This window comes from Micromonospora sp. NPDC023737, from assembly GCF_040639715.1.
GTDB lineage: Bacteria > Actinomycetota > Actinomycetes > Mycobacteriales > Micromonosporaceae > Micromonospora.
Genome location: NZ_JBFAAL010000015.1, coordinates 1 through 26,958 on the forward strand (window position 1 = coordinate 1; position 26,958 = coordinate 26,958).

Consider the following 26,958-nt stretch of genomic DNA (forward strand, 5'->3'; position numbering starts at 1 on the left):
CCGCTACGCCAAACGGGCATCCCTATACCGGGCCAGCCTGGTCCTCATCGCCACTGTCATCTGGCTGCCATGATCGACAGGACACGCCCTAGTCGCTGGCGAGGACACCGTCACATGGCTGACCGTGCCCACCACCGACTCGGCGAGGGCGGCCTCGGCTCTGGTGGCCGCAGGCCTGATCGTGCTCAAGCACTCGGAACTGCTGATGACGGCCGATCTTCGCGGGCATCCGCAGAATATGCCGGTGGCACCGTACCGGCTGCTGACTCAGGTCGACGCACATGCTGGCGACAGCGTCGTCACGGCCACCATACGGCACAAGTCGGGGGAGGTTGGTGCGCGCGGGACGATGGGACTGGCCGGTGCGGATGCGGTCGCAGACCGGATCGAAACGATGCCGGCTCATCGCCGCAAGGGTCTGGCCAGCGCGGTCATGAGCGCACTGGCCGGTTCCGCGATCGAAGAAGGCGTCGAACGCGGCATTCTCATCGCCAGCGAGGACGGTCAACGTCTGTACAGGACGCTTGGCTGGAAGCCGGTGGCCGATGTACTGATCGCAACGACGCCTGGTAACAAGTACCCGTCCTGAGCGGCGCGGATAGCCTCGACCGACCCACGCTGGTCGTCGTCGCTCAGGCGCGCGGTCCAACGTCCCGCGACAGCGGCGCACTGATCCCGCAATGAGAGCGCACGGCGGCAGGCGCTACCAACGCGCCGAGGGTGGCATCAGCGCGCGTCAGATGCCGGATGACCATGCCGCGTAGATGCGGCATCATCGACGGATGAACGATGGGCCGATCAGAGTGCGGGCGCGGGTACTCCACCAGCCGGACCGTTCCTACCTCGTAACGGTTGACGGGCCCGACGGTGAGGTGGAGGTCGGTCGTACCTCCAGGACCAGGGACGTGCTGACCCTGGCTCGTGTGGGTGCCGCGCGAATGCTGGGCGTGCCGGACGAAAGCGTCCAGCCGGACGACATCGCTCTCACCTTCCCGCAACCGCCGTACGGGGAGGACGGACAGTGGGTCCGCATCATCGCGGCGGAGAATCCTAGCGACCCTTCGGAGGCCGACGAGATGGGCGTCCTGGCGCAAGCGTATTGGTCCAGTCATGAAGCCGCCTGGTTCGTGACGGTGACCGGCTCCGGCACCAGCGTCCACCCCAGCGAGCACCTCGACTTCGCGCCCGTAGCGACAGACGAGGAAGTTGCAGCGTTCCATGCCTACATCTCCTCGAACGCCGGTCCGGCCGCCTAGCCGTTCGCCCCGCAGCACGACTCGCCTCGGCCCTGCCGAGGCTGCGCCGACCGTTGCGCACGACCGGCCGCCAGCCCCGCTCGTCGCGATCGGCTGCCAACTTCCGCCAGGTAGGTCCACCTCGGCCTCCAACGCGGCGGCCAACATCCGCCGCGCATTGCCCTGCGCCCGCGCGGCCGTGTCGAACACCTGTACGCTCTCCGTCGGTAGCGCGACCCGACCGAGAGGCATGCCGTGACGCCCCAGTTGCAGAGCACAATGGACCGCCTCCGCGAGCGCGCGGACGAGCTTGCCATCCCGGCGGACGACGCCGAGTGGTGGCTGGGACAGGCCCGCCCCAGCGCATTCCTGGACCCCGATGCGGACGAGCCGGTGGTCGGCCGCATCGGTGGCAGCACGGTGATGCTGCCACCGGCGCTCCCGGATCCGGCCGGCGACCTGGTCGCCACGATCGACCTCGCTGCGCTGCCCGCGGGCGTAACCGACCTGCCGCTGCCGTCGGACGGGACTCTGCTGCTGTTCGCCAGCCTTGAGGCGGTCGCGTACGGGGGCCATGACGAGGGTTACAGCGCCCCGATCGGGTGCGCCGTGCACGTCGCGGCAGGGACCCCGGTCGAGCGCCGTCAGCTCCGGAGGCTGAACGACTGGCCCGGCGAGATCGCCAATAGCATCGTCAAGATTGGTGACCTGCGTCTTCGGCGGGGTGTGTCCCTGCCGACGGCGTACCACGTCTCACCGCGAATCCACACCGCCGACGCGCCCGCTGGATTCGCCAACGACGTCCCGGAGTCGTGGAGCGAGCTCATCAACAGCCACCCCCGGGGGGCGCACCTACAGCTCGGCGGGTACGGCTGGGGGCACCAGAACGTGGAACCGGTCCGGGACGCGGCTCTCACCGCGCCACAGCCGACCGACCCCGACAACCGCGTCCTCCTCGCCCAGTGGAACACCACGGGGAACCCGGACTTCTACAACCGTCACGTCTATTGGACGATCGACCACGACGACCTGACGGCCGGGCGCTTCGACAGGACCCACGTCACGACCACCTGGAACGCCTGAGCCGCCGATCCGCGGCCGTGGCGGGCCGGCTTCCCCGACCACCGGCCTGCCGCGACAGCCCGAACCCCGTGCCAACGAGTCAGTTCGCCTGGTGCGCGTCCTGCCGATCTCGTAGCGGTTGATCATTGGCTGGAACCCCTGAGCGGTGACGTCGCCCGGGGCTTCGACCGGAGCGTGTCGGACCGCGCCACTACAGTTCCTCGCATGGCCCGCGAGGCGATCGAGAAGCTGAACCGGTTTCGTGAGGAGGCGGCCGCACGCGATATCCCATCCGTGGACGTGGAGCGGTGGTTGGGCACCGCACGCCGGCGCGCCACGTTGTCGCCGCGGTCGAATGGGCCGGTCGTGGGCCGCCTCGGCGGTCCGCTGATGCTTCCACCCGACGTCCCCGATCCTGAGTTTCCCCTCTTCGCGTCGCTTGATCTCGCCACGTTGCCGCAGGACGCGACGAACCTCCCGCTGCCGCCCGACGGCCGGCTTCTGCTGTTCGGCTGCTTCGAAGCCGGCGCGTGGGGCAGCGAATGCCCCCTCGGTGCCGCGCTGTACATCCCTGCCGGCACGACCGTCGAGGAACGCTGGTTGGACTTCAGCGACCTCGGGGACCCGGGGAGCTACGAAGACGTCGCCGAGCTGCAGGGAGCGCTGCACCTTCGCTACGACATCTCCCTGCCCGATGATGACGACATCATCGACGCGGCCAAGCACCCCTGTGCCGCCCAGCTACGCGAGGTGTGGGCAGAGGTAGGAGGCGAAGGCGCGGACGACCTCAGCCACACACTGCACATCGGCGGATACGCCTCTGACTACTCCGGCGAGTTCGACCCCGTCACATCCTCTGCGAGGCAGGCAGAGCATTGGACAGAGAAGGGTCAACTACCGAGGTCCGCGGAGCCGACACGCCCTGAGGACTGGGTGCTTCTCGCCGAACTGCACGCTGACATCCCCGGTTGGGAAGACGCGATCTTCTACTGGTCGATCAGCCGGCAGGACGCGGCGGCGCGACGCTTCGACCGGACGTACGGCTACGTGTTCTTCTGCCCCTGACCGTCGTGCACCATGTCGGCGGTCTCGAGGATTTCGTCGTCGGGAGAGAGCGGCGGGAACTCCCGTACTGGCGGCAGCCGCTCGGAGCGCGGCAATCTCGGGTGGAGGCGTTGCTGCGGTGCTTGAGGTCGGCGAGTCCGGGGTAGGGGATGGTTATGCCGACTGTGGGGCAACTTGTCGGAGACCGTTACCGCCTGGTCGAAACGATCGCCAGCGGCGGGATGGGCGACGTCTGGCGGGCCGTAGACGAGACCTTGGACCGCTGCGTGGCCGTCAAGATGCTGCATCCCCGCCTGGTCGCCGACGTTGGTTTCAGCGAACGGTTCCGCCGCGAGGCGCGCGCCATGGCGGCCCTGCGCCATCCGGGTGTCGCCCAGGTCTACGACTACGGCGAAACGTCCCGGTCGGGAGCGCCGGTCGCCTACCTGGTGATGGAATGTGTGCAGGGGCGGCCCTTGTCGGAGTGGATAGCCGAGGCCGGCCGGCTGAGCGTCGCCGAGGCGATGTCGGTCGCGGCGCAGACCGCCCGCGCCCTGCAGGCCGCGCATGACGCCGGGGTCGTCCACCGTGACGTCAAGCCCAGCAATCTGATGATCGAGCGCGATGGGCACGTCGTACTCGTTGACTTCGGGGTGGCCGTCACGCAGGACACGGCGAGTCTGACCGGAACGAACGAGATCCTCGGCACGGCCCTGTACATGGCGCCCGAGCAGGTGGCCAAGAACGAGACCACAACGGCGATCGACATCTACGCCCTGGGTGCCGTCGTCTACCACTGCCTGGCTGGTCGGCCGCCGTACCAGGGTGACAACGCCCTCGCGGTGGCACTTCGGCACCTCGAAGACGAACCGCCGCCGCTGCCCGAGGACGTCCCGGCGGCGGTCCGGCAGCTGGTGGCCACCGCGATGGCCAAGGAACCGGCTCACCGATTCCCGACGGTGGCGGCCATGGCCACCGCGGCGCAGACTCTCGCGGACTCGCCCGAGCGGCGGGCCACTACCGGGGTGGTCCCGGCCGGGCCGCACACCGTGCAGCTGGCCGCGCCGCAGCCGACCCTCGCCGGTACGTCGAGCAGGGCCGCCGGACGCGGAAACACGACGCTCGCGGTGCTTCTCGGAGCACTGGCCGCCGCGGCTGCCGTCCTGGTGTTCGCTGACCCCACCGGGATGATGTCAGGCCCGACCGGCGGACCGTCCGTGCCACCGGCGGCACCGACACCGGCGCCGCCACCGGAGGAGGAACCTGGCCCTGGCGCCGGTGGCGGCGAACCGGCCACACGCAGTCCCGCCGGCATGCCCGTTCGAGCGCCTGAATCCGTTGCCCCGACTGCCACCGGTTCGGCAGGCGAGGGGACAGGGGACAGCCCTACGCCTTCACCGGAGAGCAGTTCGGAGGCACCACACCCCACCACGTCCGGAAGCGCTACCCGGGAACCGACGGCAGCGCCGACCGGCGGAACTACGGCAACCCCGACCGTGGAGCCGACTGAGGAGCCAACGGCGGACCCAACCGATGACCCGACCGATGACCCGACGGTGGACCCGACCGATGACCCGACGGCGGAGGAGCCGACAGCGGGAGGGACCGCAGTGCCACGGGGCTAGGACTGCCCTGCCGATCATGGACGCCGGCTGACGGTTACCGCCCTCCTACGAGGCCCTTCTGCCATGCCCATAGAGCGATCGCGACGCGGTTGCGCGCTGGCAATTTGGTCTGCACCCGGCTCAGGTGAGTCTTTACCGTTCCCACCGAGATGTACAACTGGCTGGCGATCTCCGCGTTCGTCAGTCCGTTGGCCACCAGCCGCACCACGTCCAGTTCCCGCGCGGACAGCACGGTCAGCGGTGGGGCGGACTCGGCGGGCAGTGGGTTCAGCCGGCGCAGCAGCTTCACGGTGATGGCCGGACTCACCAGCGCCTCGCCCGAGGCCGCCGCCCGCACAGCCTCGACGAGCAGCGCCGGCCCCGAGTCCTTGAGCAGGAAACCGTACGCGCCGCCGTTGAGCGCGGAATACACGTACTCGTCGTCGTCGAACGTCGTCACCATGACCACCCTCGGCGGCCGTTCCGGCCCCGGACGCGTCAGCTGCTGCAGCGCATGCAGGCCGTCCATTCTGGGCATCCGGATGTCCATGAGCACCACGTCGGGGCGGTGCACCCCGGCCAAGCGCACCGCGTGCTCTCCGTCGACGGCCTCCCCGACAACCTCGATGTCGTCCTCCGCCGCCAGGATCATCGAGATTCCGGTACGGACCATGGCCTGGTCGTCGGCGATGAGCACTCGAATCGTCACTGCTTCCCCCTGGCCGGCAGCCGTGCCTCCACGACCCAGCCGCCCGTCGGCGCCGGGCCGGCCTGAATGGTGCCGCCCAGCGCGTCCACCCGTTCGGTGAGGCCGCGCAAACCGAATCCACCTCCTGTGCTGAGCCGCGCCCTGCCATCGTCGGAAACCCTGGTTGTGATCCAGTCGCTGGACCGTCGTACCAGCACCTCCACGTCGGTCGCGCCTCCGGCATGCTTTCGGATGTTCGTCAGCCCTTCCATGACCACGCGGTGCACCGTCGACTGAGTCTCGATCGCCACATCGTCGAAAGTGCCTTCGAGGGCGAGGCGGGCCGACGGCCCCACGCCGGTCGCGAACTCCCCGACCAGCCTCTCGATGTCGGCCACTGTGGGGCTGGGCGCGAGCGGGGCCTCCGAGTCGGTGTCCCGCAGCAGCCCGACCATGCGCCGCATCGTGTTGATCGCCTCGGCGCCGGCCTCCTCGATTCTCTCCAGCGCGGGAGGCACGAGCTGCGGCTGCTTGCCGGAGATGGCTCGCGCGCCCTGCGCGAGCAGCACGATCCCGGTCACATGGTGGGCGACGTAGTCGTGCAGATCCCGGGCGAACTCCGCCCGCTGCGCGAGGCGTACCGCGATCTCCTGGCGCTGCCGACTGATCCCGACCAGTCGCGCGGCGAGCCCGCCCGCAGCCACAAAGAACGCCGCGAGCGCGAGTGCGAGCGCCAAGATCAGACGGGTGTCGTTCCGGTGCGGGACCAAGGGCTGGCTGATGACGACGGCCATTAGCAGCGGACTCACCACGACCGCATACCAGCGCAGGCCCCGCCACGCCACCATCGCGAGCAGCCCTAGCAGGGCACCGGTGGCGGTGGCCGCGAAGACCGTGCCGTCGGGGTGCTGGCCCTGAGCGGCCGTCGAGCCCAGCACGGCACCGCCCACAGCGCCTGCCACACCGGGCAGCGCCCTGGGCCCGAGCCAGGGCGCGGTCAGCGCCGCGGCCACGGCCACCAACGCCGTAACGAGCCCGAACAGGCCCTGGGACCAGTGGGTGAACGTACCCAGTCGGAGGTCCAACAGCCCCAGACCGGCCGATACCACCACGGCACTGCACCACGCGATCACTCGCAGGTCCCTCATTCGGCCGAGGATAGCCACCTCGCGCGGGTCAGCGGTTTACCGGAGCGGAGTCCGCCCAGGTACAGCGGGACTGTCGGCCGAAAGTTGGACAGAGAGTCCGTCCGCGGGCAGAAGCGGGCAGCGGCGTCCCCCGGGCAGGCTCGTGCCCACGGTCGCAGAGGCGCTTGTTCAGCGCGATCAAGCGGGGTCATCTACTCCGCTCTACGTCTCACAGGGAGGCCCCCGGTGCACCTACCGAGAAAGTTACGGCGAGCAGGTCTGTTCGCCATGCTCGCCGTCACCATCACCACAGCGACAACCGCCGGCAACCCAGCGGCCGCCGCACCACCCACCGGCGGACCTGACCTCCCGACCCCGGTCGCGGAGAACCGCGTCACCCTCCTCACCGGCGACGCCGTGCTGCTCGACCCCGCCGGCCGGCCCCGCGAGATCCGAGCCGCGGAGGGTCGCGCCGGGACCGCCTTCCGTACCTACCAGCGCGAGGGCCACCGCTATGTCGTACCTGGCGACGCCCTCAGCGCCATCGCCGACGGCACGCTCGACGAACGACTCTTCGACATCACCACCCTGGTCGCCTCCGGCTACGCCGACACCCAGCGAGCCAACATCCCGCTCATCGTCACCTACCCGAGCGGCGCGCGGAGTCGCATCGCGGCACCCGCCGGCGCCACCACGACCCGCGCCCTGCCCAGCATCGACGGCGCCGCGCTGCGCGTCGACAAGACCGGCTCGGCGTGGCCGGCCCTCCTGCACAGTGGCGTTCGCAGGATCTGGCTCGACGCCCGCATGAGAGTCAGCCTCGATCGCAGCACCGCCCAGATCGGCGCACCCGAGGCGTGGCAGGCCGGCTACACCGGCGCGGGCGTCAAGGTCGCCGTTCTCGACAGCGGCGTCGACGAGACCCACCCCGACCTGGCCGGCCGGGAAGTCGCGCAACGCAACTTCACCAACTCCCCGGACAGCGTCGACCGCCTCGGACACGGCACCCACGTCGCCTCGACCATCGCCGGCACCGGCGCCAGGTCCGGCGGCCGCTACCGGGGTGTCGCCGACGGAGCCCAGATCCTCGATGCCAAGGTCTTCGACGACGACGGCTACGGCAGTGAGTCCGCCTTCATCGCCGGGGCCCAGTGGGCCGCCGACAACGGCGCCAGAATCATCAACTACAGCGGTGGCGGCACCGATGATCCCGGAGTCAGCCCCGCCGAACAGTTCGTCAACGACCTGTCCGCCCGCACCGGTGTCCTCTTCGTCATCGCCGCCGGCAACTACGGTCCCGCAGCGGAGACGGTCGACACCCCTGGCAGCGCCGATGCGGCACTGACCGTGGGCGCCGTCGACCGTGACGACAACCTCGCCGACTTCTCTGGTCGCGGCCCCCGCATCGGTGACGGTGCCATCAAACCGGAGATCACCGCGCCCGGCGTCGGCATCGTCGCCGCCAGGGCAGCCCAGGGACAGCTCGGCGAGCCCGTCGCCGACGGCTACGTCGCCATGGACGGCACCTCGATGGCGACCCCGCACGTCGCCGGTGCAGCCGCCATCCTCGCCCAGCAACACCCGGACTGGACCGGCGAGCAGATCAAGGAGAGCCTCGTCGCCGCGGCCGAACCCAACCCCCGACTCAGCGCCGACCAGCAGGGCGCGGGTCGGGTCGACATCGCCCGGGCCATCCACCAGCAACTCACCGCCGCACCCGCCGTCGTCAACCTCGGCCGACAGAGCTGGCCCCACACCGACGACACGCCGCTGACCAGCACCATCACCTACCACAACAGCGGCAGCGAGGACCTTACGCTCACCCTCACCGCCGAGGCGACCGGTCCCGGGAACCAGCCGGCGCCCGCCGGTCTGTTCACCGTCAACCCCACCCGGGTCACCGTGCCCGCCGGTGGCGACGCCAAGGCGACCCTCACCGGCGCCCCCAGCACCACCGCCCCCGAAGGCCGCTACACCGGCGTGGTCGCCGCCACCGACGGCAGCGGTACCGGCGGACTGCGCACCCTGCTGAGCTTCGACCAGGAACCGGAGAGCTACCAGCTCACCATCGAGCACATCGGCCGGGACGGCAAACCCACCCCCGATTACCGAACCATCGTCGCCGGTATGGATTCACGCCGCGTGCAGGCCCCCCACGACGACGACGGCACCATCAGCATCCGGGTACCCAAGGGGCGGTACCTCATCGACAGCGAGAGCACCGGCGACCGCCTCGACTGGCTCCTCTACCCCGCCCTGACCATCACCCACGACACCACGATCACAATGGACTTCCGCCGGGCCGAACCGATGCGGATCACCCCGCCGGACCCCACCGCCGCACTGCGGTTCGCGTCCGTGAGCTACGTGCTCGACACCAGCCGGACCTACTACGGCACCGGCTGGATCTTCGACGACCCCGCCGGATTCGCCGGACTGGCCACCGCACACCTCGGTCCCGAGGTCGGCGCGCCCGAAACCCTGACCACCCAGGTCGACACCCAGTGGCTCGCCGCCAACGGCGACTACTACGGACTCGCCTGGTTCCCCGAACACACCTGGCCCACCGGGTTCACCCGCACCGTCAGGAAGTCCGAACTCGCTCACGTACGGACCCGGTTCGGCCCCGCGCTACCCGGTCGGACCGGTCTGCGCTCCCTCTCCGGCACCCCGACCCGCGCCACCCAGGACATGTTCGTGATCGCCGTGCTCCTGCCGGTGTCCCTGCCGGGCGAGCGGAACGAGTACCTCACCACCGAGAACGTCACCTGGCACGGCACGCTGCGCCAGGCCGACGGCGACGGCAACCTCGAAACCAGACTCGTCACCCCGGAGGAGGTCTACCGCGCAAGTCGCACGTACCAGCAACGCATCGGATACGGCGTCTTCGGGCCGGCGCTGCCCGCGACCACCGACGACAGGGACTGGGTGAGCCGAACCGGGGACGTCTTGCGCTTCAATACGCCGCTGTTCGGCGACGCCGCCGGGAACTCGGGAGACTCCCTGGTGACCTCGGCGAACACCACCATCTATCGCAACGGTCGCAAGCTCGACGAGACCGCCTACCCCGGCGCGGGTCTCTTCACACTTCCCGCCGAGCCCGCCGGCTACCGCGTGACCACTACAGGCACCCGCGATGTGGCCGACGTGAGCACCACAGTGAGCGCGGCGTGGACCTTCCGCTCGGCCCACGTCGACGGCGCCGGTCCAGCCCGGCTGCCGATCTCGACCATCCGGTTCACGCCGCGGCTTGACGCGGACAACACCGGCCCGGCCGGGCGGGCGTTCACCGTGCCGGTCACCGTCGTGCCTCAGGCCGGCGCCGGCGCCGTCACACCGGAGAGCCTCACCGTCGAGGCCTCCTACGACCACGGAAAGACGTGGCACCGGGCCATCGTCGTCGGCGGTCAGCGCGCGCTGCTGAAACACCCGCGTGGCACCGGCACGGTGTCCCTGCGGGCCAAGGCGACGGAGCGCGGCGGCAACACCGTCGAGATCACGATCATCGACGCGTACCGGCTGCGCTGAGCCCGCCCCGGTGAGGTGACGCCTTGCGCACGATGTGGTCGCAAGGGCGTCACCTCACCGCGGCTACCCGCACGGTCTATCGGTGTCTACGGCCCATCCGGGGCCGGTGAGCGGAATGTGCCTGTTGGTGATCGTCACCGACGACGGTTTCCGTACGCCAGCGGCCTTGCCGGAGCGGCGTCTACCCAAGGACAGCCGCCGTGTCGGCCGAAAGACGGACAGGAGTCCGTCCCCGGGCAGAAGCGGAGAGCGGCGCCTCCCGGGCAGGCTCGTGTCAACGGTCGCAGAGTCGCTTCCGGTCCGGTCGCAGACGGCGGGACCAGCGCACGGGTGACCGCCCGCGGGAGCGATCCCGCAGGTAATCGGCGACAAGGGAACGGGTTGTAGATGGCTGACGGAACACGCGTCGGAAACCACGCGGAAGGACCTGCGATCGAGGCCGACGGCCTCGGCAAAAGGTACCGAAACGGCTGGGCGCTCAAGGACTGCTCGTTCCGAGTGCCGGCCGGACGCATCTGCGGTCTCGTCGGCCCCAACGGAGCCGGCAAATCCACACTGATGGGGATGGCGGCCAACCTCCTGCAACCGACAGCGGGCAGCCTGCGGATCTTCGGGGACGACTCAAGGACTGCTGCCGCGGCCCGGCGTACGTCCTTCCTCGCCCAGCACAAACCGCTCTTTCGCCGCTTCACCGTCCACGAGATCCTGCGCATGGGCCGGGAGCTGAACCCTGGCTGGAACCAGCGGACCGCCGAGGACATCATCATTGCCGGCAGGGTGCCCTTCACTGAGAGGATCAACAACCTCTCGGGTGGGCAGCGCACCCGAGTCGCCGCCGCACTGGCCCTGGGCAAGCGGCCCGACCTACTGATCCTCGACGAGCCGATGGCCGATCTCGATCCGCTGGTACGGCAGGAAATGACCCAGACAATCGCTGACGACGTCGCGGCGAACGGCACCACCGTACTGATGTCCTCCCACCTGCTCTCCGAGCTGGAGAGCGTCTGCGACTACCTGGTCGTCATCGCGGAGGGCCGGCTGCGGCTCGCCGGCGAGGTGGACGAACTGATCGCCGCGCACACCGTGATCACCGGTCCGAGGACCGACCCGGGGCACGCGGCGGAGCTCGCGCGCCACATCGTGATCGAGCAGAGCGTCCAGGGCGACACCGTCAGGGCGATCGCCCGCAGGACCGGAACGATGCCCCCGCACTGGAACACCACGGCACCCGGCCCGGAGGAGCTGATGATGGCGTATCTGCGGTCCCCGGACAGCCCCGCCCTGCTGACCCCGAGCGCCCGAGCAGGATCCGACGTACCAGGAGTGGCCGCATGACCGCGCTGACCGGCCGCGCCGACACCCGAAAGTCAGGTGCGCCCAAGCGGCGTCCGCACCTGAGCGGCCTGAGCTGGCTGGTCTGGCGGCAACACCGGACGGGCTTCTGGACCATCCTGGCGGTCACCGCCATCGGCATCGGTCTGATGGCGTACTGGCGTGCGGGGATGGTGGACTACCTCGTCGGATACGGCTACCCGCATCTCGCCCCCGACGAGTGGCAGTCCGGCTTCGAACCCTTCTCCAAGAGGCTCTTCGACGTCGGCTACTACCTCGGTTTCCTGCCCATCCTGCTCGGAGTATTTCTCGGTGCGCCCCTGATCGCGGGCGATCTGGAGGCCGGCACCACCCAGCTGGTCCTCGGGCATTCCGTGAGCCGTACGAGGTGGCTGGCCGCGAAGCTCACCATCGCCGGCCTGGTCGTGGTGGTGTCCACTGGGGCGCTGTCGCTGACCTTCTGGTACTGGTGGTCGCCTGTCTCGCAACAGGACGGCAGCCTGGACTGGACCTCGGGCAAGCTTTTTGACGTCACGGGTGCCGTGCCCGTGGCGCTGGCCCTACTGACCGTGGTTGGCGGTGTGGCCATCGGGATGCTGCTGCGCCGCACGCTGATCGCCATGGTGGCCACCTTCGGCTTCGCCGTCCTCGTCCAGGTCATCTGGAGCAGGTTCCGGTTGAACCTCGGCACACCCGTCACCTTCACCAGCCACAACGGGGTCGCCGACGGACCGCCGGGGCTGCCGGCGGGAGCTCACCAGCTGGGCCAGGGCCCGTCGTTCCTGACCGACTCCGGTCAGGTCCTTCCCTGGCAGACCTGTGTCGAGCAGTCTGAGACGGCCAAGGCGCACCTCGCCTGTCTGGCGGCCAAGCACGTCGACGGCTGGTCGATGGACTACCTGCCCTACTCCCAGATGCAGGGCATGCAGTGGCTCGGCAGCGCGATCCTGCTGGTCCTGACGGCCGCGATCATCGTGTTCGTCTTCCTTTGGGGTCGTAAACGCCTGGTCTGACGACACAGGCCACAGGCCCAATCGGGTCCGGGCTGCGGATTCAGGGCGCGGCGCCCGTGGGGTACCCGGTGCCGTACGCAGCGCGGCACGCCGGGGCGCCACAGCGGGTCGCGCCCCGGCACGCCAGTCACCGGCGCGGATGCGCCGTCAGCAACTCGTCGACCTCCACGGCGGTGGGAGCGGTCGCGGGCCCCTGCCGCGTGACGGCGAGCGCCGCGGCGGCGTTGGCACGACGGACGGCCTGGACCGGGTCGAGACCGTTCACGAGGGCCGCGGCGAACGCGCCCACGTGGGCGTCCCCGGCGCCGTTGGTGTCCACGACGGTCACCGGGAAGGCCGGCACCGACAGGGTTCGGTCGCCGGTGGCGAGGACGGCTCCCGCCGGCCCGGTACGGACTACCACTCGGGCCCGCGCGCTGCGCGCCGCCAGGGACGCGGCGGCCGTCTGCGGGTCGGCCTGGTCGGTGAGGATCCGGGCCTCCCGTTCGTTGCAGCTCCACCAGTCGGCGCGTTCCCACGCCGAGGCGAGGACCGCTGCCGGTATCTCGCCGACCAGCGGACCCGGGTCGATGACGACGGTGACCTCCGGGGGAATCGTCGGTAGCCAGGCCGCAAGCGCCGGGCCGTTGGACGGGTAGGCCAGGCTGTAGCCGGAGACGTACACCACGTCGCCGGATCGTAGGTCGACCCGCGCCAGGTCCGCCGGTCCGAGCCGCGCCTCCGCGCCGACGCTCGTGGCGAACGTACGTTCTCCGGTCGGGTCGACCAGCGCGACGCTGAACCCGGTGTCGACGTCCGGCAGCGCCGGCTGGACCAGCTCGATGCCGGCCTGGGCCAGCTGCTCGCGGGCCAGGTCCGCGAAGGGTCCGGTGCCGTGCATCCCGGCGTACGCCACGGACAGACCCTGGCGTGCCGCGCTGACCATGACGTTGAGTCCGCCGCCGGCGGTGATCCGGCTGTCGGAGGCGAGGACGTCTCCGCCGACCTCGGGCAGCCGCGGCAGGTACATGACCACGTCGATGACGACGTTGCCGGTGTGCACCAGCCGCGGCGACGGCGCGGTCATCGCCGTGCCCCCGCGGTCCGGTCGTCGGCGTCCGCCTCGGGCCGGGCGTCCCCGCGTCGCCCAGCGGTGCTGCCATGCCGGGCGCTCTTGACGCCGAACAGCAGGTACAGGGCGCCGGCGACGATGAACGCCGCGACCCAACCGAGGCCGTTGGTGCCCAGCCACGAGTCCGCGAGCGGTCCGCTGAACCAGACGTCGTCCGCCGAGGTCGAGGCCGTCAGGAAGAGCAGACCGACGACGGTACCGGCCAGCCACGGCAGCACGGCCGACCAGCGGAACCCGCCGTGGTACCAGTAGGCGCTGGTTCGGGTGGTGTCCATCAGCCCGCGCGGGTCGTAGTCGCGCCGGAAGAGCATGTCGGCGAGGAACACCGCCACCCAGGCGGTGATCGGTACGGCGAGCAGCGAGATGAAGGTGATGAACGGCCCGTAGAAGTTCCCGGCGATCAGCATGAAGTAGATGCCACCGGCCAGGGTGAGCACGATGTCCAGGCCCACCGCGATCACCCGGCGGGTTCGGATGCCGAGGGTGATCATGGTCAGTCCGGCGGAGTAGACCGACAGGTTGTTGGACAGCAGCAGGCCGCCGAAGGCGGCGAGCAGGTACGGCACCGCCATCCACGACGGAAGCATCACCTGGATCGCCGAGACGGGGTCGCTGGCGGAGGCGAGGGTGCCGTCGCCGGCGGAGAGCAGACCACCCAACCCGATGAGCAGGAACAGCGGGATTCCGGCGCCGGCCGAGGCCGCCGCCACGATCCGCCCGCCCGGCACGTTGCGGTGCTGGTAGCGGGCCATGTCCGCGCCGGCGTTCGCCCACCCGATGCCGGTGCCGGCGGCGATCACACCGATTCCGGCGATGACGACGCTCAGCGGCGCGGCCGGGGCGTCGAGCACGGCGTGCCAGTCCACCCGGGTGATCAGGAACGCGGCGACGACGATGTTCAACGCGCCGAAGACGTACGTCGCCCACTGCTGGATCCAGACCAGCGTGGCGTGCCCCAGGCCGGAGACGACCAGGGTGAGCGCCACGAAGGCCAGCAGGCTGATCACCGTGAGCACGGGGTTCGCCGTGAGCCCGAATGCGATGTCCAGCAAAGCCAGCAGCGCGTACGCGGCGGTCGTCGTGTTGACCGTCTCCCAGCCGACCCGGGACAGCCACGAGATCACCGTCGGCCCGTGGTTGCCGCGCGGTCCGAAGATCGCCCGGGACAGTGTCATGCTGGGCGCGCCGCCCCACTTCCCGGCCACGCTGATCAGGCCGACGAGGGCGAACGAACCGAAGGAACCGATCGCGGCCACCAGCAGCGCCTGCCAGATGTTCATGCCGCGCAGCGCGACCAGGGTGGCGCCGAGCGGCAGCCCCAGGATCGAGATGTTGGCCGCGAACCAGACCCAGAAGAGCTGGCCCGGCCCGCCCGTGCGTTCGGTGGAGGGCACCGGTTCGATGCCTCGGGTCTCGATGGCGCCGACCCGGTTGGTGTCGGCCGGAATCGTGCCGGCCAGGTCCGTCGTGGACATCGTCGTCCTGCCTTTCCCTGCGGTGCCGGCCGTCAGCGGGGCTGACGAAGGGCGAGCAGTTGGGTCGCCATTTCTGCCAGTGGAAGATGGTTGGCTGTTGCGATCGTTGCCCGTGCGGTGTCCGGGAAGGACTCGACTCCGTGGCCGGCGCCGGCGATGGCGCCCACCATGGCGGCGATCGTGTCGGTGTCACCTCCGAGGCCCGCCGCAAGCAGGCAGGCCTGCCACGGGTCGTCGGGGTGGACGGCGAGCACCGCGAAGGCCGCCGGGACCGACTCCTGCGTCGCCACGCTCGTCCCGACAAGGCGGTAGATCAGGTCGGCCGCCTCCTCCGGTGTCCGGCCGGCGACCAGGTCGGCCGCCCAGGCGATCCGGGTGGCGATGTCCGCGGCCGCGATCCAGTTGCCGCGTCCGGCGGCCAGCTGCGCCGCCCGTACGGCGGTCGCCGTCGCGGTCGCGGTGTCCGCACCGTCCAGGCCGGCGCTGACCGCGGCGGCGACCGCGGCGGCGCCGGCCAGGGCGACGCCGGTGTTGTGGGTGACCCAGCTCGCCTCGACGACACGATCGACGAGCAGGTCCAGGTCGGTTGCGGGTACGGCGATCCCCACCGGCGCGATTCGCATCGCTGCCCCGTTCGTGGTGCCGAACCGGCCGGCCTCCTCGAGGGGACGGCCGGCGGCCACGGCGGCGACCGCGGCGCGGGTCGACGGGCCGAGCAGGTCCAGCGATCCGCGCCGGCGCATGTCGTCTTCCCAGGCGAGCAGCGCCCGGGCGAGGCGGTGCCCGTCGATGTGCCCCCGGCCGTCGAGGAGCAGCCGCCCGAGTAGCAGCGCCTGCTCGGTGTCGTCGGTCACCGTGCCGGCGGGCATTCCGGGCGCGATCGGCTGGTCCGCGGGGCCCGGCTCGAAGCCGGCCAGCCGGCGGTGGCGGGCGAGGATCCGTTCCCGCGGCATGGACTGGGTCGGCATGCCGAGCGCGTCGCCGACGGCGAGCCCGGTCAGGGCCCCGACGGCTCGCGATTCGATCGGCACAGCAGGGTATGAGGTGCTCATTCCGACGCCTCCCCGAAGCGCAGGTGCAGCCGGAACCGGTCGGGGTTCAACAAGCTCTCCACGTACTCGACGAATTCACCCCGCGCGTCCCGACTCAGCCGTTGGGTGCGCAGGTAGAGATCACCGGTAGCGCAACCGAGCAGCTCGGCATCCGATTGCGTCACCCGGGACAGATCCACCCATTCCTCGCCCTGCGCCGGGGTGAGCCCGGCCGAGCGCAGCGCCGCGTACAGCGAGCCGGTGAGGCCCTGTTCGGGCAGGTCGCGCAGCGGGCCGATGGCAGGAATCAGGCTCCGCTCGATCGAGATCACGGGGCCTTCGTCGAGCGACCTGAGCCGGTCGACGGCGACGCACTCGGCTGACAGCAGATCGAACCGCTCGGCCAGCTCGGGCTCGCGGACCAACTCGAGACGCAGGATGCGTACGGTTGTGGGGACGCCCTGCTCGGCCAGGGCCCGGGACCAGCCCAACCGGTCGTCGATCGTCCGACCGTCGAAGGTCACGAACGATCCCTTGCCGGAGCGGGTCTCGATCAACCCCTGGCGGATCAGGTCGGCGAGGGCCTGGCGGACAGTGTTCCGGCTCACGTCGAACCGGGTCGCGAGAGCGTGCTCGCCGGGCAGCTGGCTGCCGAGGGTCAGTCGGCCACCGCGGATCTCCCGGGCGAGCTGCTCGGCGACCCGCTCGTGCTTGAGCCTCAGAACCTGTCCAAACATGTTCAGGAGGGTACCCCTGGCGTGGGCGTTCGGCCAACGATCAAGATCGGCATGGGCTTCGGCGTCGGCCTGCCCGGCGCGTACGAGGCCGACCAGCTGCGACTGCACGGGGAAAGGGCGAATCATGCTTCCGTCGACGGCGGGCGCCTACCTGTCCCGCAGCTTCTACGTCATTGGGAGGTAGAAGATCCGGCGCGTCGGCGCCCGGAGTCGCCGCGTCGCCTGACGCGCTGGTCCCCGGCATTCATTCCGTGCCGGGGACCAGCCATCTCATCGTCGAAGTCCCGAGCGACCAGCCGACAGGTCGCCGGGGTCTCGGCGTGCCGGTCCCAGAGCCTCACGGACAACGCGTGACTGGTCGGGCGGCGGGAGGTTCTGCGCCCGGCGCGGCGGTCGGGTCGGCCGTGCTTGTAGGGCGACGACGCCGGACAGCACCAGGACGCCGCCGGTGAGCTGAACCGAGGTCAGGGACTCGTTGAGGGTGAGGGCGGCCAGTGCGGTCGTGACCACGGGTTCGAAGGTGGACAGGATGGCAGCGCTCGACGGGCCGGTCCGCTTCAATCCGGCGAAGAAGGTCAGCATCGCCATGACGGTGGAGACGACGGCGATGCAGGCCAGCCAGAACCATCCCGACACCGCGAAGTCGAGGTCGACGCCGCCGGCGAACAAGGCGCCGACGCAGAGGGTGCCGGCGGCGCCGCCCATCACCAGCATGGACAGCACCACGGGCGGCAGCCGGTGTACGACGGTGTCCGCGACCACTATGTAGACCGTGTAGGTGAGCGCGGCCCCGAACGCCAGCAGCGCCCCGAGCAGGTGGAAGCTCACGCCACCGGCACCGAGCAGAACCAGCAGCGTTCCGCCCGACACGGCCACCAGCGCGGCCGCCCGCCCGCGGGTGAGCCGGTCCCGGCCGAGCAGCACCGCCACCACGGTCACCAGCACCGGGTAGCTGTAGAACATCAGCGACAGCAGCGAGGCATCCATCACCTGCAGGGCCGAGAAGAAAAGACTCGCCTGCGCCACGTACCCGACCGCGCCCAACCCGACGGCGGTCGCCACCAACCGGCTCCGGCCCGCCGCCGCCCGGCTGGACGGTTCTGGCAGGTGTGGGTCCGGTTCCGCTCGGCGTAGACCGGGCCGCAGCAACAGGGCCATCCCCAGCAGCATGGCGGCCAGGGTGAAGCGCACCAGCAGCAGCGCCTGCGGCGTGACACCCGCGTCGTAGGCGAGCTTGCCGAAGATCGGCATGGCACCGAAGCACGCCGCGGAGACAAGGCAGAGCACCGGACCCATGCCTCGAGCATCAGCTATCCCGACCGATCAGGTCCAGCGATGATTCCTGGAGATGACTCGTTAGGATTTCCGCATGGTCGCGTTGGATTTCCGGCGTCTACGCTTCCTTCGGGAGTTCGAGGAACGGGGCACCCTCGGCGAGGTTGCCGCAGCGTTGGGGTACAGCCCCTCGACCGTCTCTCAGCAGATGGCCCTGCTGGAAAGAGACGCCGGCACCCGGTTGTTCGAGAAAGCCGGCCGCGGCGTGCGGCTCAACGACGCCGGACATTTGCTCGCCCACCATGCGCGCGTCTTGCTGTCGGCGGCCGAGGCGGCCGAAGCGGACCTGGCCGCACTGAGCGGAGACATCCGCGGCACCGTTCGCGCCGGCGGTTTGCAGTCGGCGGCTCGACGCCTGCTGGTGCCGGCCGTAGCCCGCATGATGGTCGACCATCCACAGGTCCGCCTGGAAGTCTTCGAACTGGAACTGGAGCAGGCGTTGCCCGGATTGCGGTTGGGCGCGGTCGACCTGGTGATCGGCGACGAGTACGACGGCCATCCCCGTCCTCGCCCGTCCGGGCTGCGTTTCACCCTTCTGCTCGAAGAACCGCTCAAGGTCGTCCTACCTGCCGGACATCCACTCGCCAGGTCGGGAGGACCCGTCGCGCTCACACAGCTGCGATCCGACATCTGGGCCGCCTCCGCGGAAGGCACCGGACACCATGCCATGGTCATCGGCACCTGCCGAGCCCTCGGCGGGTACGAACCCGACCTACGGCACCGCTCCAGCGACGCCGACGTCCAGCTCGAACTCGTCCGCGCCGAGGCAGCGGTCGCCCTGTTGCCCGCACTGACGCTGCCGGCTGAAGATCGCGCTCTCGCCATCCGTGACATCGCCGAAACCACGCTCAAGCGCCGCCTGGTGGCCGTCACCCGAGACATCCCGCCCGCTCCTGCTCTGACCTCCTTCCTCTCGGCCATAATCCAGCGAGCACATCAGTTCAATCACGTCGAGTAAGGGCCCAGCGTTCGCCGGCCATGACGATGTCGCTCCTCCGCCGCGCACGCGCCAGCTTCGTCGCGCACGACATCGACGCGATCGAGCATTGATGACCGGCGGCTGGTGGCCGCCTTCGCGCGGCCGAAGTGGCTCCGCAGGCTCACGAGCTGGTGCCACGACGCTTGCCCCCCGCTCTCAAACGGCACTTCGAGAGCGCGCGGCCGACTGATAGCGTCGGCGGCCGTGGATCGCACCGAGGACTTGCAACTCGCGTTCGACACATCGGATCTGGCGGCAGACCTCGCACTCGCTCACTTCGAGTCCGGCGTTGCGGCAACGCTGAAGGCCGACGGCACCCCGGTCACCGAAACCGACCGGGCGGTCGAGCGGTTGTTCCGGGAGACGCTGTCAGCGGCGAGGCCGGACGATGCACTCCTCGGCGAGGAGTTCGGTCGACTCGGAGAGTCCGATCGGGTCTGGATCATCGACCCGATCGACGGCACATCGTTCTTCAGCCGGTGTGACCCGAACTGGCGGATTCACATCGTGTTGCAGGTCGCCGGGAACACCGAACTCGCGGTCGTGACCGCTCCTGCGCTGCGACGCTGCTGGTGGGCGACCCGAGGCGGCGGTTCCTTCGAGTCGTCCTGGCCCCGCGAGGAGGCTGGAACGAAGCGCCTCGAGGTCAGCGCCACGTCGGTGTTGACCGATGCTCGGCTCGAAGCTCTCGACGACGTGTCCGCCGCCGGTCTCCCACCGGGTGTGGCCCGCGCACCGGCGAGCCCCCTCCCGCTCGTCGAGCTCGTTCGCGGCCAGATTGATGCCTTCCTGGTCGAGCGCTATCACGTTTGGGATCACGCGCCGTGGATTCTCCTGGTCGAGGAAGCAGGCGGCCGCTTCACCGATCGCACCGGAGGACATGCGGGCGATCAAGGCGGTGGCTTGTACTCCAACGCCAACCTGCACAGCGAGTTGCTGACCGTGCTGCGGTACCCCACGCGCCCTTGACCGCCCGGACCGGGCGAACTGCGGCGGTGACGGTTGGCGCCGTCGCCGCGAGCCGACGAGAGCCGGGCCTCGACGGGAAGGTCGGCCACCAACCGCAAGCCGGCGGAAGGCCGGGTTCACGAGCATGGACCGGAGCGCGTGGTCCGTCAATCTGCCGGGCAGGGCCGGCCAGAACATTTCCGATCGTCGATTTCGTCACCTGGATCGGCGCGGGTGCCGACAATGAGGAAATGAGTGTGCAGAGGTACCTGCAGAAGGCACAAGAAGCCGCTGCCCGGCGTCGTACTCCGAAGAAACAACCGGCCCCGACCCGGCATGCTCCATGGCCACTGATGGCGGCGCTGCTCGCGGCGGGAGCGGCCGCCGGAGCTGCGGCGGCGCGGCGTCACAAAAGCGGCGGGCGCGCCGGAGCCGGGACGGCAGGTGACCTCAGCCAGGCCGGCCATGCCGGCGGGGTTCGGCCCGTCAGCGGCCCCGGAGGGACCACCCGGCCCGTCGGCAACCCCGAAGGGGCCAGTCAGAGCTGGCGCCAGGGAAGGTAGGCATGGGTAAACCGTGCGATCGCACCCCTGAGCTGCAGGGACGGGTCCCGAAGTCCGTCAAGATTGGGAGCGCAGAAGGGAGGGGCACCCTCGGTCGAGGGTGCCCCTTGCTGCCTGTCGCCGGAGTCAGCGGAGCGGGATCCCGGCTCGGCGGGCGGCCTGCTGACCGCCGAGCACGGGCAGGGAGAGGTGACTGACCTTGGTGTTCACGGTGATCGCCGGTCGAGAGGAAAGCGTCTCGGCGGAGTAGCTGCGGTAGCTGCCGACGATGATGACGCCGATCCGGTTGCCGGCGGAGAAGACGTAGTCCTCCGGCAGCAGGGGGATGCTGATGTCGTACATCTTGCCGGGCGTCATGGGCTCGGGAGCCGCGACCGAGTCCCGGTTCTGCCCGTCGCGGATCCCCTTGGTCACCCGCCACTGCGTGACATCGGTCGGCCGGTACGCGACGGGCCGATAGCAGCCGTCGTCGGATGGGCTCGACTCGCCGTAGCACTGCTCGGGCAGCGTCGTCTGGAGGATGCCGTCGCCGGATCGGTTGTTCTGGGTACTCGGCCCGTACTCGACGAGGATCGCACCGAAGTAGGCCTGATCGAGACTCGACGACGCGACGACGTTGACCACGGGGGTGCCGGAGATACGTAGGTCCTCGGCTAGCGGCGGGGACAGGAACGCCAGCCGGTTGCCGTTCAGCTGATCCGGGTTGCTGATCATCGTGGCTTCGGTCTGGCTCGGGTTGTCGATGAACGAACGGGTCGTCGGAGCACCCTTGGCCGGGGTGAGCGCGAGGTCCCCGGCGCTGTCGGCTCCGGGGCGCAGCCACACGTTGACGTTTCCGGTGCCGGGGATAGGCCAGTCCGCGTGCTGTTCCCAGACGCCGACGGATGGTTCCACATCGACCTGTGGCTCACTCATGACCCCGTTGTCGATGCCCTGGAGCCAGTAGTCGAACCATTGGTGCAGCGTGTCGACCCATTCCTCCCGGCGGAAATCGAACGGATCGATGTGACCGACGCGGCCGACCCACAGCTTGCGCGGCACGTCGTACGTCTTCAGGGCCTGCCAGAACTTGCTGAAGTGATCAGCCCGGACGTTGTCGTCCTGGATGCCGTGCACGAGGAACACGCTGGCCTTGATCTTCGCGGCGTCGTCCAGGTAGTTCCGCTCGTGCCAGAACGGCGTGTAGTCGCCGTGCTCGTCGCCGTCGTCGGCCGCGATCTCGTTCCAGACCGGCGCGCACTTCGCCTGACGGACCGGGTCGTCAGCCGTGATGGTCCGGGCGAGCGATCCGAGATAGTTGTTGCCCCGCGTGACGATGCCGTTGCCACGGGTGTAGTCGTAGTAGTTGTACGGGCCGGAGATGGGCACGACAGTGGACAGGCCGTCAACACCAGACGCCGCCGTGGCCATCGCCAGCGATCCGTCGTACGACTTCCCGATCATTCCCGACTTGCCGTTGTGCCAGTCGACCACCACCGGATCGCCGTTGGAGTCGTGCGCGGTCCGGCGGCCGTTGAGCCAGTCGACCACCGCCGGTCCGGTGGCGTTCTCGTTCGCGCCCTGGATGGTCGGGCAGCCGGTCGAGCCGGCCGTGCCGACCATGTCGACGAGCGCGATCGCGTAGCCACGGGGCACGAAGTAGTTGTCGTAGAACAGCGGCCAGCGGTCGAGAAGGCCGTCACCATCGGTGTCCGCCTTGAGCTCGGACTCGTTGCCGCGCCCCAACGTGGTGTAGTACGGACTGTTGTCGATGATGACCGGCGCCTTCAGGCCATGCTCTGTCGCGGCCGGCCGGATGAGGTCGACGCGGACGACGTCCTTGATGCCGTCCCGGTCGCTGTCGAAGTCGGTGTCGACCCAGACCCGCTCGCGGATCGCATCGGCATATCCGAACACTGGCTGGGTGACCCCGTCCGCCACGGTGACTGTCGGCGTCTCCACCCGCTCGGCGGCGATCGCCGGCGTCGTCACGGCCAGCATCGCCATCACCGCGCCGACCGGAATAATCGTCCTCAAGACTTGCCTCCTCGTCCGGCCTGCGGGCATCGCTCTCCTGGCGCGCCGGCGCGACCACCACCGCACGCTACGGAAAGATCAATTGATCGTCATCAGGCAGATGCACGAAGTCCGCGGCGCGTCGCATAGGCATCTGCCGAGACGATCTCCGATGAGTCCCACGCCGAAGCACCGGCGGGCCACCGGCCGTGCAGCCGGCTCGACCAGCTGGCAGGCCCTCGCTGGGCCCGGAGCCGGCGGGCCCTCCGCCGGTCAACGCCCCGATCGCGATCGGCGGCGTTGAGCGAGCCGGCCGGCGACGAGCAGGAGCAGCGCCCAAGCCACGCCACTGATGAGCATCGTGTTGGTGAAGGCGTCGCCGTGGTCACCGATGGCGGTGCGGACCGCGGAAGGTGTGACCGCCGCCGGCGGCAGGAGCGCGAGCAGTACGAAGAGTGCCACAGGCTCCCCGTCGGCGGCCGCGGCGATCCAACCGACTACCGCGGCGAACGCACCGTACGGCACCGCGGCGAGGACCGTCAGGATCGCCACGACCACGGCGGGTAGGCGTAGCAGCGGTGTGATCAGGGCACCGAGGCCGACTCCGGCGACCGCCGCGAGCGGGAACGAGGTCAGCCCGACGGCCAGGACATGGTGAAACCCGTCATCGGAGAGCGGATCGGTGGGCAGGAACCCGGGGTGGTTCTCGTTCCACCACGCGATCCGCTGCCGGATGCCCGCGGCCGACTGCCACGCCACCGCGAAGTCGACTGCCGCGAGGAGCAGGCCGGCGCAGACGGCCGACGCCAACGCTCGCGGCATCCCGCGTACCTTTGCCGCCAGAAACGCCCCGAGGACAAGCGCGATGACCTGACCCCAGAAGAAGCCCGACGTGTGCGCCATGAACACGTCGATCACGACTTCCTCGTACAGCTCCTCGTTGGTCTGCGGGTCGTTGTAGATCCACACGTGGTAGTAGTCGCTGTTGATCGGTGCCAACGCTGCCGCGACGATCGCGACGAGGGCGACCGCCACGAAAACTCCCAGCCACGACGGGGACATCCGCCAGGGACGCCCCGGCCGGACGAGGACGACAGAAGGACCACCCGACCTGTCCGCCACTGCCGCTCCCTGCGTGTCGAGCCCGCTTCACCGAGAATCGATGGACCTTGGTGAGGGTCGATGCGTAGCACCACGGACCCACCCCATCCGGTAGCAGGTCCTGCCGTCGTTCATCGTCGGAACGACACGGGGCGGCAGAAGGATCCTGCCGCCCCGTGTGTCTTCGGTGTGTCAGTTGTCGGACCTCAACGGAGGTCCTTGCGGTGGAAGTCGCGCTTGCACTGCTTCAGGTCGACCTCGACGCGCTCGCCCAGGTCCACGTTGACCCGGGTGGTCTGCAGCACGGTGCCGTCCGGACGCTCACAGGTGAGAATCCATGGTTCGGTGTAGAAGCCGGTCTGGTTTCCGCGTACGCCGTCGGCCTGGTAGGCCGGAACGGGCCGGTACGACGGGTTGACCGCCCAGCGGAACTTGCCGTTCGGCCGCACGACGTCCAGATCCGAGGTCAGCGTCGTGGTGAACGACGTCGGCCGGACGCTGCCGTCGGGCTGTGCGTACGGGCTGGTGTACATGTCGAAGGACTTGGTGAGCCGCAGCACCGCGTCCTTCGGCGCCTTACCCTCGATGATCGCGTGCTCGGCGGAGTCCGCGGTCGTCTCGAGCGCCTCGAGCATCGCCCCGCGGTGTGCGGCGTACGTGTCGAGGACCTGCGTCTGGAAGGTCCGGGCCACACCCGCGTTCGGGCAGGTCTCGCTGGTGATGGAGAGGCCGCGGGTCGCGTAGTACGCCCAGTCGATGGCCTCACCGGTCGTCTCGTAGTCCTCGGCGGAGGGCAGTGCCCGGTACGTGGGCCCGTACTGCGCGGCGACGGCGGAGGCGAGTCGGTGCAGGCGCGGTGTGTCCTGCGCCGGTCCGGCGGCGAGCTGCAGCGGCGGGTAGAGCACCACCTGGATGCAGGTGTGCTGGGTGTTGAAGACCGTCGCCTGCCTGGTGGAGAGCAACCACGCGATGTTCCTGCTCTCCGGCTCGGACCAGGGGGCGGCACCGGCCGACGACAGCGGTAGCCAACCCAGACCGTAGTTGCGGTTCATGTCCGTGTTGGTGTCGTTCTGCCGGCGGTTGCGGACGAACCCGTCCACGTTCACCACCGGCACGACCACGACGCGGGCCCGGTCCAGCAGGTCCGCGATGTACGGGTCGCGGGCGTTCTCGACCAGGTCGATGGCGAACTCCAGGGTCAGTTCACCGCTGGGCCACTCGTTGCCGTGGTGCATGCCGACATCCACGAAGACCGGCTTGCCGTCGTTCGCCTGGACGTTGTTACTGATCTCGATGCCGCGTACGGTCCGGCCGGAGGTCGTCTTGTAGGGCAGCGTGATCGGCTTGACCAGGGTCGGGTGCTGGGCGGCCAGCTCGGCCATGTCGTTCTCGTAATCGGCCAGCGTCCGGTACGCGGTGTTGCCACTGGGCAGGGTGGACTCCGCGGCGGCGGCGCCGGTGGCGGGTGCGACCACAGCCCCGAGGCTGAGCGTGAGCGCGGCGGTGGCGGTCAACAGTCGGTGCTTCCATCGGAACGGATGGGCGTCGATCACGAGTGATCCCTTTCTGCGCGGGTGGTCCGAGTCTGCAAGTTCCTTCACTCGATCGATGGACTTGTCTCTCTCCATCCAAGAGCGCCACCGGTGCGCGGGCCACCCGACAACGATCTCCCTTTGGTAACTACCGCGTTAGGTCAGGCAGTGCACCCGGACCACGGCCCTGGACTGCCAGTCGCCGCGACCGCCGATGTCGAGGACCCCGAGCTCGAGCCGCTGCCCGGATGACGGCGCCTCACCAGTGACGCGGCCTGCGAAGATCCACGCCGCGAAGGGGATGTTGATCTCCGATCGCGGCGACGCCGGGTGGCTCGGGCAGCCCGGAAAAATTTTCTGCCTACGGGTTGACCGCTCGAATGTCCGTGCGTAGCGTCCGCTTATGCGCATAAGCGGATCGGGGCGGAGCGGCCGGTCGCGGGTCTCACAGGCGGACATCGCACGGCAGGCCGGCGTCACGCAGGCGGCCGTGTCGATGATTCTGCGAGACCGGGCCGACGGCATCCCCGAGGCCACCCGCCAGCGGGTCCTCGCGATCGCGCGGGAGCTCGGCTACCGCGCGGACCCACTCGCACGTCGGCTCGCCAACGGCCGTAGCCAGATCATCGGCGTGTTCACCTACGAGAAGGTGTTCCCCGTCGCGCACCGCACCTTCTACCACCGGTTCCTCCTCGGCATCGAGGAGGCGGCGGAGGCACACGACCAGGACCTTCTGCTGTTCACGAGCGCCGCCGGGCGACGCGACGGCAACAGCGGGGGAGTGCGCACCATCTACGCCTCCGGAGAGAACAAGCTGCGGCTGGCCGACGCGGCCGTGCTGCTCGGCCGGGACGAGATCCCTGCCGAACTGGAGCAGCTCTCCGCCGACCAGTACCCGTTCGTCTTCATCGGCCGCCGCTTCCTCGCCGACGGCCGCGAGGTCCCGAGCGTCGCCCCCGACTACGCCGCGGCCACCCGCGCGCTGACGCAGCGCTTCGCCGCCCTCGGCCACCGGAAGATCGCGTACCTGGGCGCGGACCAGAGCCTGCCCGCCTCGATCGACAGGCTCTCCGCGATCACCGCCAGCGGGCTGGACGCACAACTGCACTTCGCACCCGTCTCCGAGGTCGACGAGGCGCTGCTCCACCGGCTGCTCGACGCCGGGGTGACCGGTCTGATGCTGGAGAACAGCGAGTACGCCGAACTGGTCGGCGGACTAGCCACCAAGGTGGGCGCGGAGAGAAACGCGCACCTGTCGCTCGCCGTGGCGGGTCTGACGGAGGAAGACAGCGCAGACACCCCCTGGTCCGGCTTCACCGTCCCCGGCTATCGCATCGGCCACCTCGCGGTGGAGGACCTCCTCGCCCAGCTGGAGGGCACCCCGCCGGGCTGCCGGCTGGTGCCCTGCCCTGAGGCGCCCGGCCGAACCCTCACCGCCGTCCCCCGCTAGAGACGGCGCCCCCGACAACCACACCCATCCGACATTCCTGAAGATCCTTATCCCCTCGCACCAGGAGG

The 26,958-nt window shown here is 69.7% G+C and carries 21 protein-coding genes; 11 read left to right on the plus strand and 10 right to left on the minus strand.

Translation table 11 applies throughout. From position 1 onward, the window contains the following. Positions 1-124 precede the first annotated feature (124 nt). The 5 genes from AB0F98_RS25285 to AB0F98_RS25305 all read left to right on the plus strand — a co-directional run bounded on the left by AB0F98_RS25285 (position 125) and on the right by AB0F98_RS25305 (position 4,966). Positions 125-589, plus strand: coding sequence for a GNAT family N-acetyltransferase (locus AB0F98_RS25285; RefSeq protein ID WP_357739803.1), 465 nt, complete (start codon positions 125-127; stop codon positions 587-589). Positions 590-905: 316 nt separating this feature from the next. Further along, positions 906-1,256, plus strand: coding sequence for a hypothetical protein (locus tag AB0F98_RS25290; protein WP_357739806.1), 351 nt, complete (start codon positions 906-908; stop codon positions 1,254-1,256). 258 nt (positions 1,257-1,514) lie between these two features. Then, a complete protein-coding gene (locus tag AB0F98_RS25295; protein WP_357739809.1) occupies positions 1,515-2,318 on the plus strand; it encodes a DUF1963 domain-containing protein in 804 nt (267 codons plus the stop codon). A 204-nt stretch (positions 2,319-2,522) separates the two neighbouring features. Further along, positions 2,523-3,362, plus strand: a complete 840-nt coding sequence (locus AB0F98_RS25300) for a hypothetical protein (RefSeq protein ID WP_357739812.1) — start codon at positions 2,523-2,525, stop codon at positions 3,360-3,362. Between the two features lie 155 nt (positions 3,363-3,517). Then, positions 3,518-4,966 carry a serine/threonine-protein kinase gene (locus AB0F98_RS25305; protein WP_357739814.1) on the plus strand — a complete coding sequence of 483 codons (1,449 nt, stop codon included), beginning with the start codon at positions 3,518-3,520 and terminating at the stop codon, positions 4,964-4,966. 34 nt (positions 4,967-5,000) lie between these two features. Here the strand turns inward: AB0F98_RS25305 and AB0F98_RS25310 are convergent, their stop codons facing one another. Together AB0F98_RS25310 and AB0F98_RS25315 are read right to left on the minus strand one after the other, a co-directional pair. After that, entirely contained in the window at positions 5,001-5,648 is a 648-nt protein-coding gene (locus AB0F98_RS25310) for a response regulator transcription factor (protein ID WP_357740181.1), read from the minus strand. A gap of 2 nt (positions 5,649-5,650) precedes the next feature. Then, positions 5,651-6,781 carry a histidine kinase gene (locus AB0F98_RS25315; RefSeq protein WP_357739817.1) on the minus strand — a complete coding sequence of 377 codons (1,131 nt, stop codon included), beginning with the start codon at positions 6,779-6,781 and terminating at the stop codon, positions 5,651-5,653. A 225-nt stretch (positions 6,782-7,006) separates the two neighbouring features. Between AB0F98_RS25315 and AB0F98_RS25320 the strand changes: the two genes are divergently transcribed. The 3 genes from AB0F98_RS25320 (at position 7,007) to AB0F98_RS25330 (ending at position 12,633) form a co-directional block, all read left to right on the plus strand. Continuing rightward, positions 7,007-10,288: a S8 family peptidase gene (locus tag AB0F98_RS25320; protein WP_357739821.1), complete on the plus strand. Its 3,282-nt coding sequence runs from the start codon at positions 7,007-7,009 to the stop codon at positions 10,286-10,288. A gap of 387 nt (positions 10,289-10,675) precedes the next feature. Next, positions 10,676-11,623: an ABC transporter ATP-binding protein gene (locus AB0F98_RS25325; protein WP_357739824.1), complete on the plus strand. Its 948-nt coding sequence runs from the start codon at positions 10,676-10,678 to the stop codon at positions 11,621-11,623. Beyond that, positions 11,620-12,633 carry an ABC transporter permease gene (locus tag AB0F98_RS25330; RefSeq protein WP_357739827.1) on the plus strand — a complete coding sequence of 338 codons (1,014 nt, stop codon included), beginning with the start codon at positions 11,620-11,622 and terminating at the stop codon, positions 12,631-12,633. The genes AB0F98_RS25325 and AB0F98_RS25330 overlap by 4 nt, the downstream gene beginning before the upstream one ends. 127 nt (positions 12,634-12,760) lie before the next feature. Here the strand turns inward: AB0F98_RS25330 and AB0F98_RS25335 are convergent, their stop codons facing one another. From AB0F98_RS25335 to AB0F98_RS25355, 5 genes are all read right to left on the minus strand, one after another. After that, positions 12,761-13,699 carry a PfkB family carbohydrate kinase gene (locus AB0F98_RS25335; protein ID WP_357739830.1) on the minus strand — a complete coding sequence of 313 codons (939 nt, stop codon included), beginning with the start codon at positions 13,697-13,699 and terminating at the stop codon, positions 12,761-12,763. Continuing rightward, the gene (locus AB0F98_RS25340; protein WP_357739833.1) at positions 13,696-15,219 is read right to left on the minus strand and encodes a cytosine permease; all 1,524 of its coding nucleotides are present in this window, start codon (positions 15,217-15,219) and stop codon (positions 13,696-13,698) included. The genes AB0F98_RS25335 and AB0F98_RS25340 overlap by 4 nt, the downstream gene beginning before the upstream one ends. Before the next feature lie 32 nt (positions 15,220-15,251). Continuing rightward, positions 15,252-16,271, minus strand: a complete 1,020-nt coding sequence (locus AB0F98_RS25345) for an ADP-ribosylglycohydrolase family protein (RefSeq protein ID WP_357739836.1) — start codon at positions 16,269-16,271, stop codon at positions 15,252-15,254. Beyond that, positions 16,268-16,987 carry a GntR family transcriptional regulator gene (locus tag AB0F98_RS25350; RefSeq protein WP_357739840.1) on the minus strand — a complete coding sequence of 240 codons (720 nt, stop codon included), beginning with the start codon at positions 16,985-16,987 and terminating at the stop codon, positions 16,268-16,270. Before AB0F98_RS25350 ends, AB0F98_RS25345 begins: the two co-directional genes overlap by 4 nt. Positions 16,988-17,257: 270 nt before the next feature. Continuing rightward, positions 17,258-18,283: a DMT family transporter gene (locus AB0F98_RS25355; protein WP_357739843.1), complete on the minus strand. Its 1,026-nt coding sequence runs from the start codon at positions 18,281-18,283 to the stop codon at positions 17,258-17,260. A gap of 73 nt (positions 18,284-18,356) precedes the next feature. Here AB0F98_RS25355 and AB0F98_RS25360 point away from each other — a divergent pair, with 73 nt between their 5' ends. Both AB0F98_RS25360 and AB0F98_RS25365 read left to right on the plus strand, forming a co-directional pair. After that, positions 18,357-19,280, plus strand: coding sequence for a LysR family transcriptional regulator (locus tag AB0F98_RS25360; protein WP_357739846.1), 924 nt, complete (start codon positions 18,357-18,359; stop codon positions 19,278-19,280). 225 nt (positions 19,281-19,505) lie between these two features. Beyond that, positions 19,506-20,270: an inositol monophosphatase gene (locus AB0F98_RS25365; RefSeq protein ID WP_357739849.1), complete on the plus strand. Its 765-nt coding sequence runs from the start codon at positions 19,506-19,508 to the stop codon at positions 20,268-20,270. A gap of 668 nt (positions 20,271-20,938) precedes the next feature. On the opposite strand, the gene AB0F98_RS25370 is transcribed toward AB0F98_RS25365, so the two are convergent. From AB0F98_RS25370 to AB0F98_RS25380, 3 genes are all read right to left on the minus strand, one after another. Beyond that, complete coding sequence (locus AB0F98_RS25370) at positions 20,939-22,828, minus strand: CocE/NonD family hydrolase (RefSeq protein WP_357739852.1); 1,890 nt, start codon at positions 22,826-22,828, stop codon at positions 20,939-20,941. Between the two features lie 252 nt (positions 22,829-23,080). Further along, on the minus strand, positions 23,081-23,842 hold the full coding sequence (locus AB0F98_RS25375; protein ID WP_357739855.1) for a hypothetical protein: 762 nt from the start codon (positions 23,840-23,842) through the stop codon (positions 23,081-23,083). A 272-nt stretch (positions 23,843-24,114) separates the two neighbouring features. Then, a complete protein-coding gene (locus tag AB0F98_RS25380) occupies positions 24,115-25,461 on the minus strand; it encodes a M14 family zinc carboxypeptidase (protein ID WP_357739858.1) in 1,347 nt (448 codons plus the stop codon). A gap of 382 nt (positions 25,462-25,843) precedes the next feature. Between AB0F98_RS25380 and AB0F98_RS25385 the strand changes: the two genes are divergently transcribed. Continuing rightward, entirely contained in the window at positions 25,844-26,890 is a 1,047-nt protein-coding gene (locus AB0F98_RS25385; RefSeq protein WP_357739861.1) for a LacI family DNA-binding transcriptional regulator, read from the plus strand. Positions 26,891-26,958 lie beyond the last annotated feature (68 nt).

Excerpts from the sequence above, each read along its gene's own strand:
- AB0F98_RS25340 (WP_357739833.1), bottom strand. The coding sequence starts at position 15,219 with ATGTCCACGACGGACCTGGCCGGCACGATTCCGGCCGACACCAACCGG.
- AB0F98_RS25305 (WP_357739814.1), top strand. The coding sequence starts at position 3,518 with ATGCCGACTGTGGGGCAACTTGTCGGAGACCGTTACCGCCTGGTCGAA.
- AB0F98_RS25315 (WP_357739817.1), bottom strand. The coding sequence starts at position 6,781 with ATGAGGGACCTGCGAGTGATCGCGTGGTGCAGTGCCGTGGTGGTATCG.
- AB0F98_RS25300 (WP_357739812.1), top strand. The coding sequence starts at position 2,523 with ATGGCCCGCGAGGCGATCGAGAAGCTGAACCGGTTTCGTGAGGAGGCG.
- AB0F98_RS25295 (WP_357739809.1), top strand. The coding sequence starts at position 1,515 with ATGGACCGCCTCCGCGAGCGCGCGGACGAGCTTGCCATCCCGGCGGAC.
- AB0F98_RS25360 (WP_357739846.1), top strand. The coding sequence starts at position 18,357 with ATGGTCGCGTTGGATTTCCGGCGTCTACGCTTCCTTCGGGAGTTCGAG.
- AB0F98_RS25350 (WP_357739840.1), bottom strand. The coding sequence starts at position 16,987 with ATGTTTGGACAGGTTCTGAGGCTCAAGCACGAGCGGGTCGCCGAGCAG.
- AB0F98_RS25385 (WP_357739861.1), top strand. The coding sequence starts at position 25,844 with ATGCGCATAAGCGGATCGGGGCGGAGCGGCCGGTCGCGGGTCTCACAG.
- AB0F98_RS25325 (WP_357739824.1), top strand. The coding sequence starts at position 10,676 with ATGGCTGACGGAACACGCGTCGGAAACCACGCGGAAGGACCTGCGATC.
- AB0F98_RS25330 (WP_357739827.1), top strand. The coding sequence starts at position 11,620 with ATGACCGCGCTGACCGGCCGCGCCGACACCCGAAAGTCAGGTGCGCCC.
- AB0F98_RS25345 (WP_357739836.1), bottom strand. The coding sequence starts at position 16,271 with ATGAGCACCTCATACCCTGCTGTGCCGATCGAATCGCGAGCCGTCGGG.
- AB0F98_RS25355 (WP_357739843.1), bottom strand. The coding sequence starts at position 18,283 with ATGGGTCCGGTGCTCTGCCTTGTCTCCGCGGCGTGCTTCGGTGCCATG.
- AB0F98_RS25335 (WP_357739830.1), bottom strand. The coding sequence starts at position 13,699 with ATGACCGCGCCGTCGCCGCGGCTGGTGCACACCGGCAACGTCGTCATC.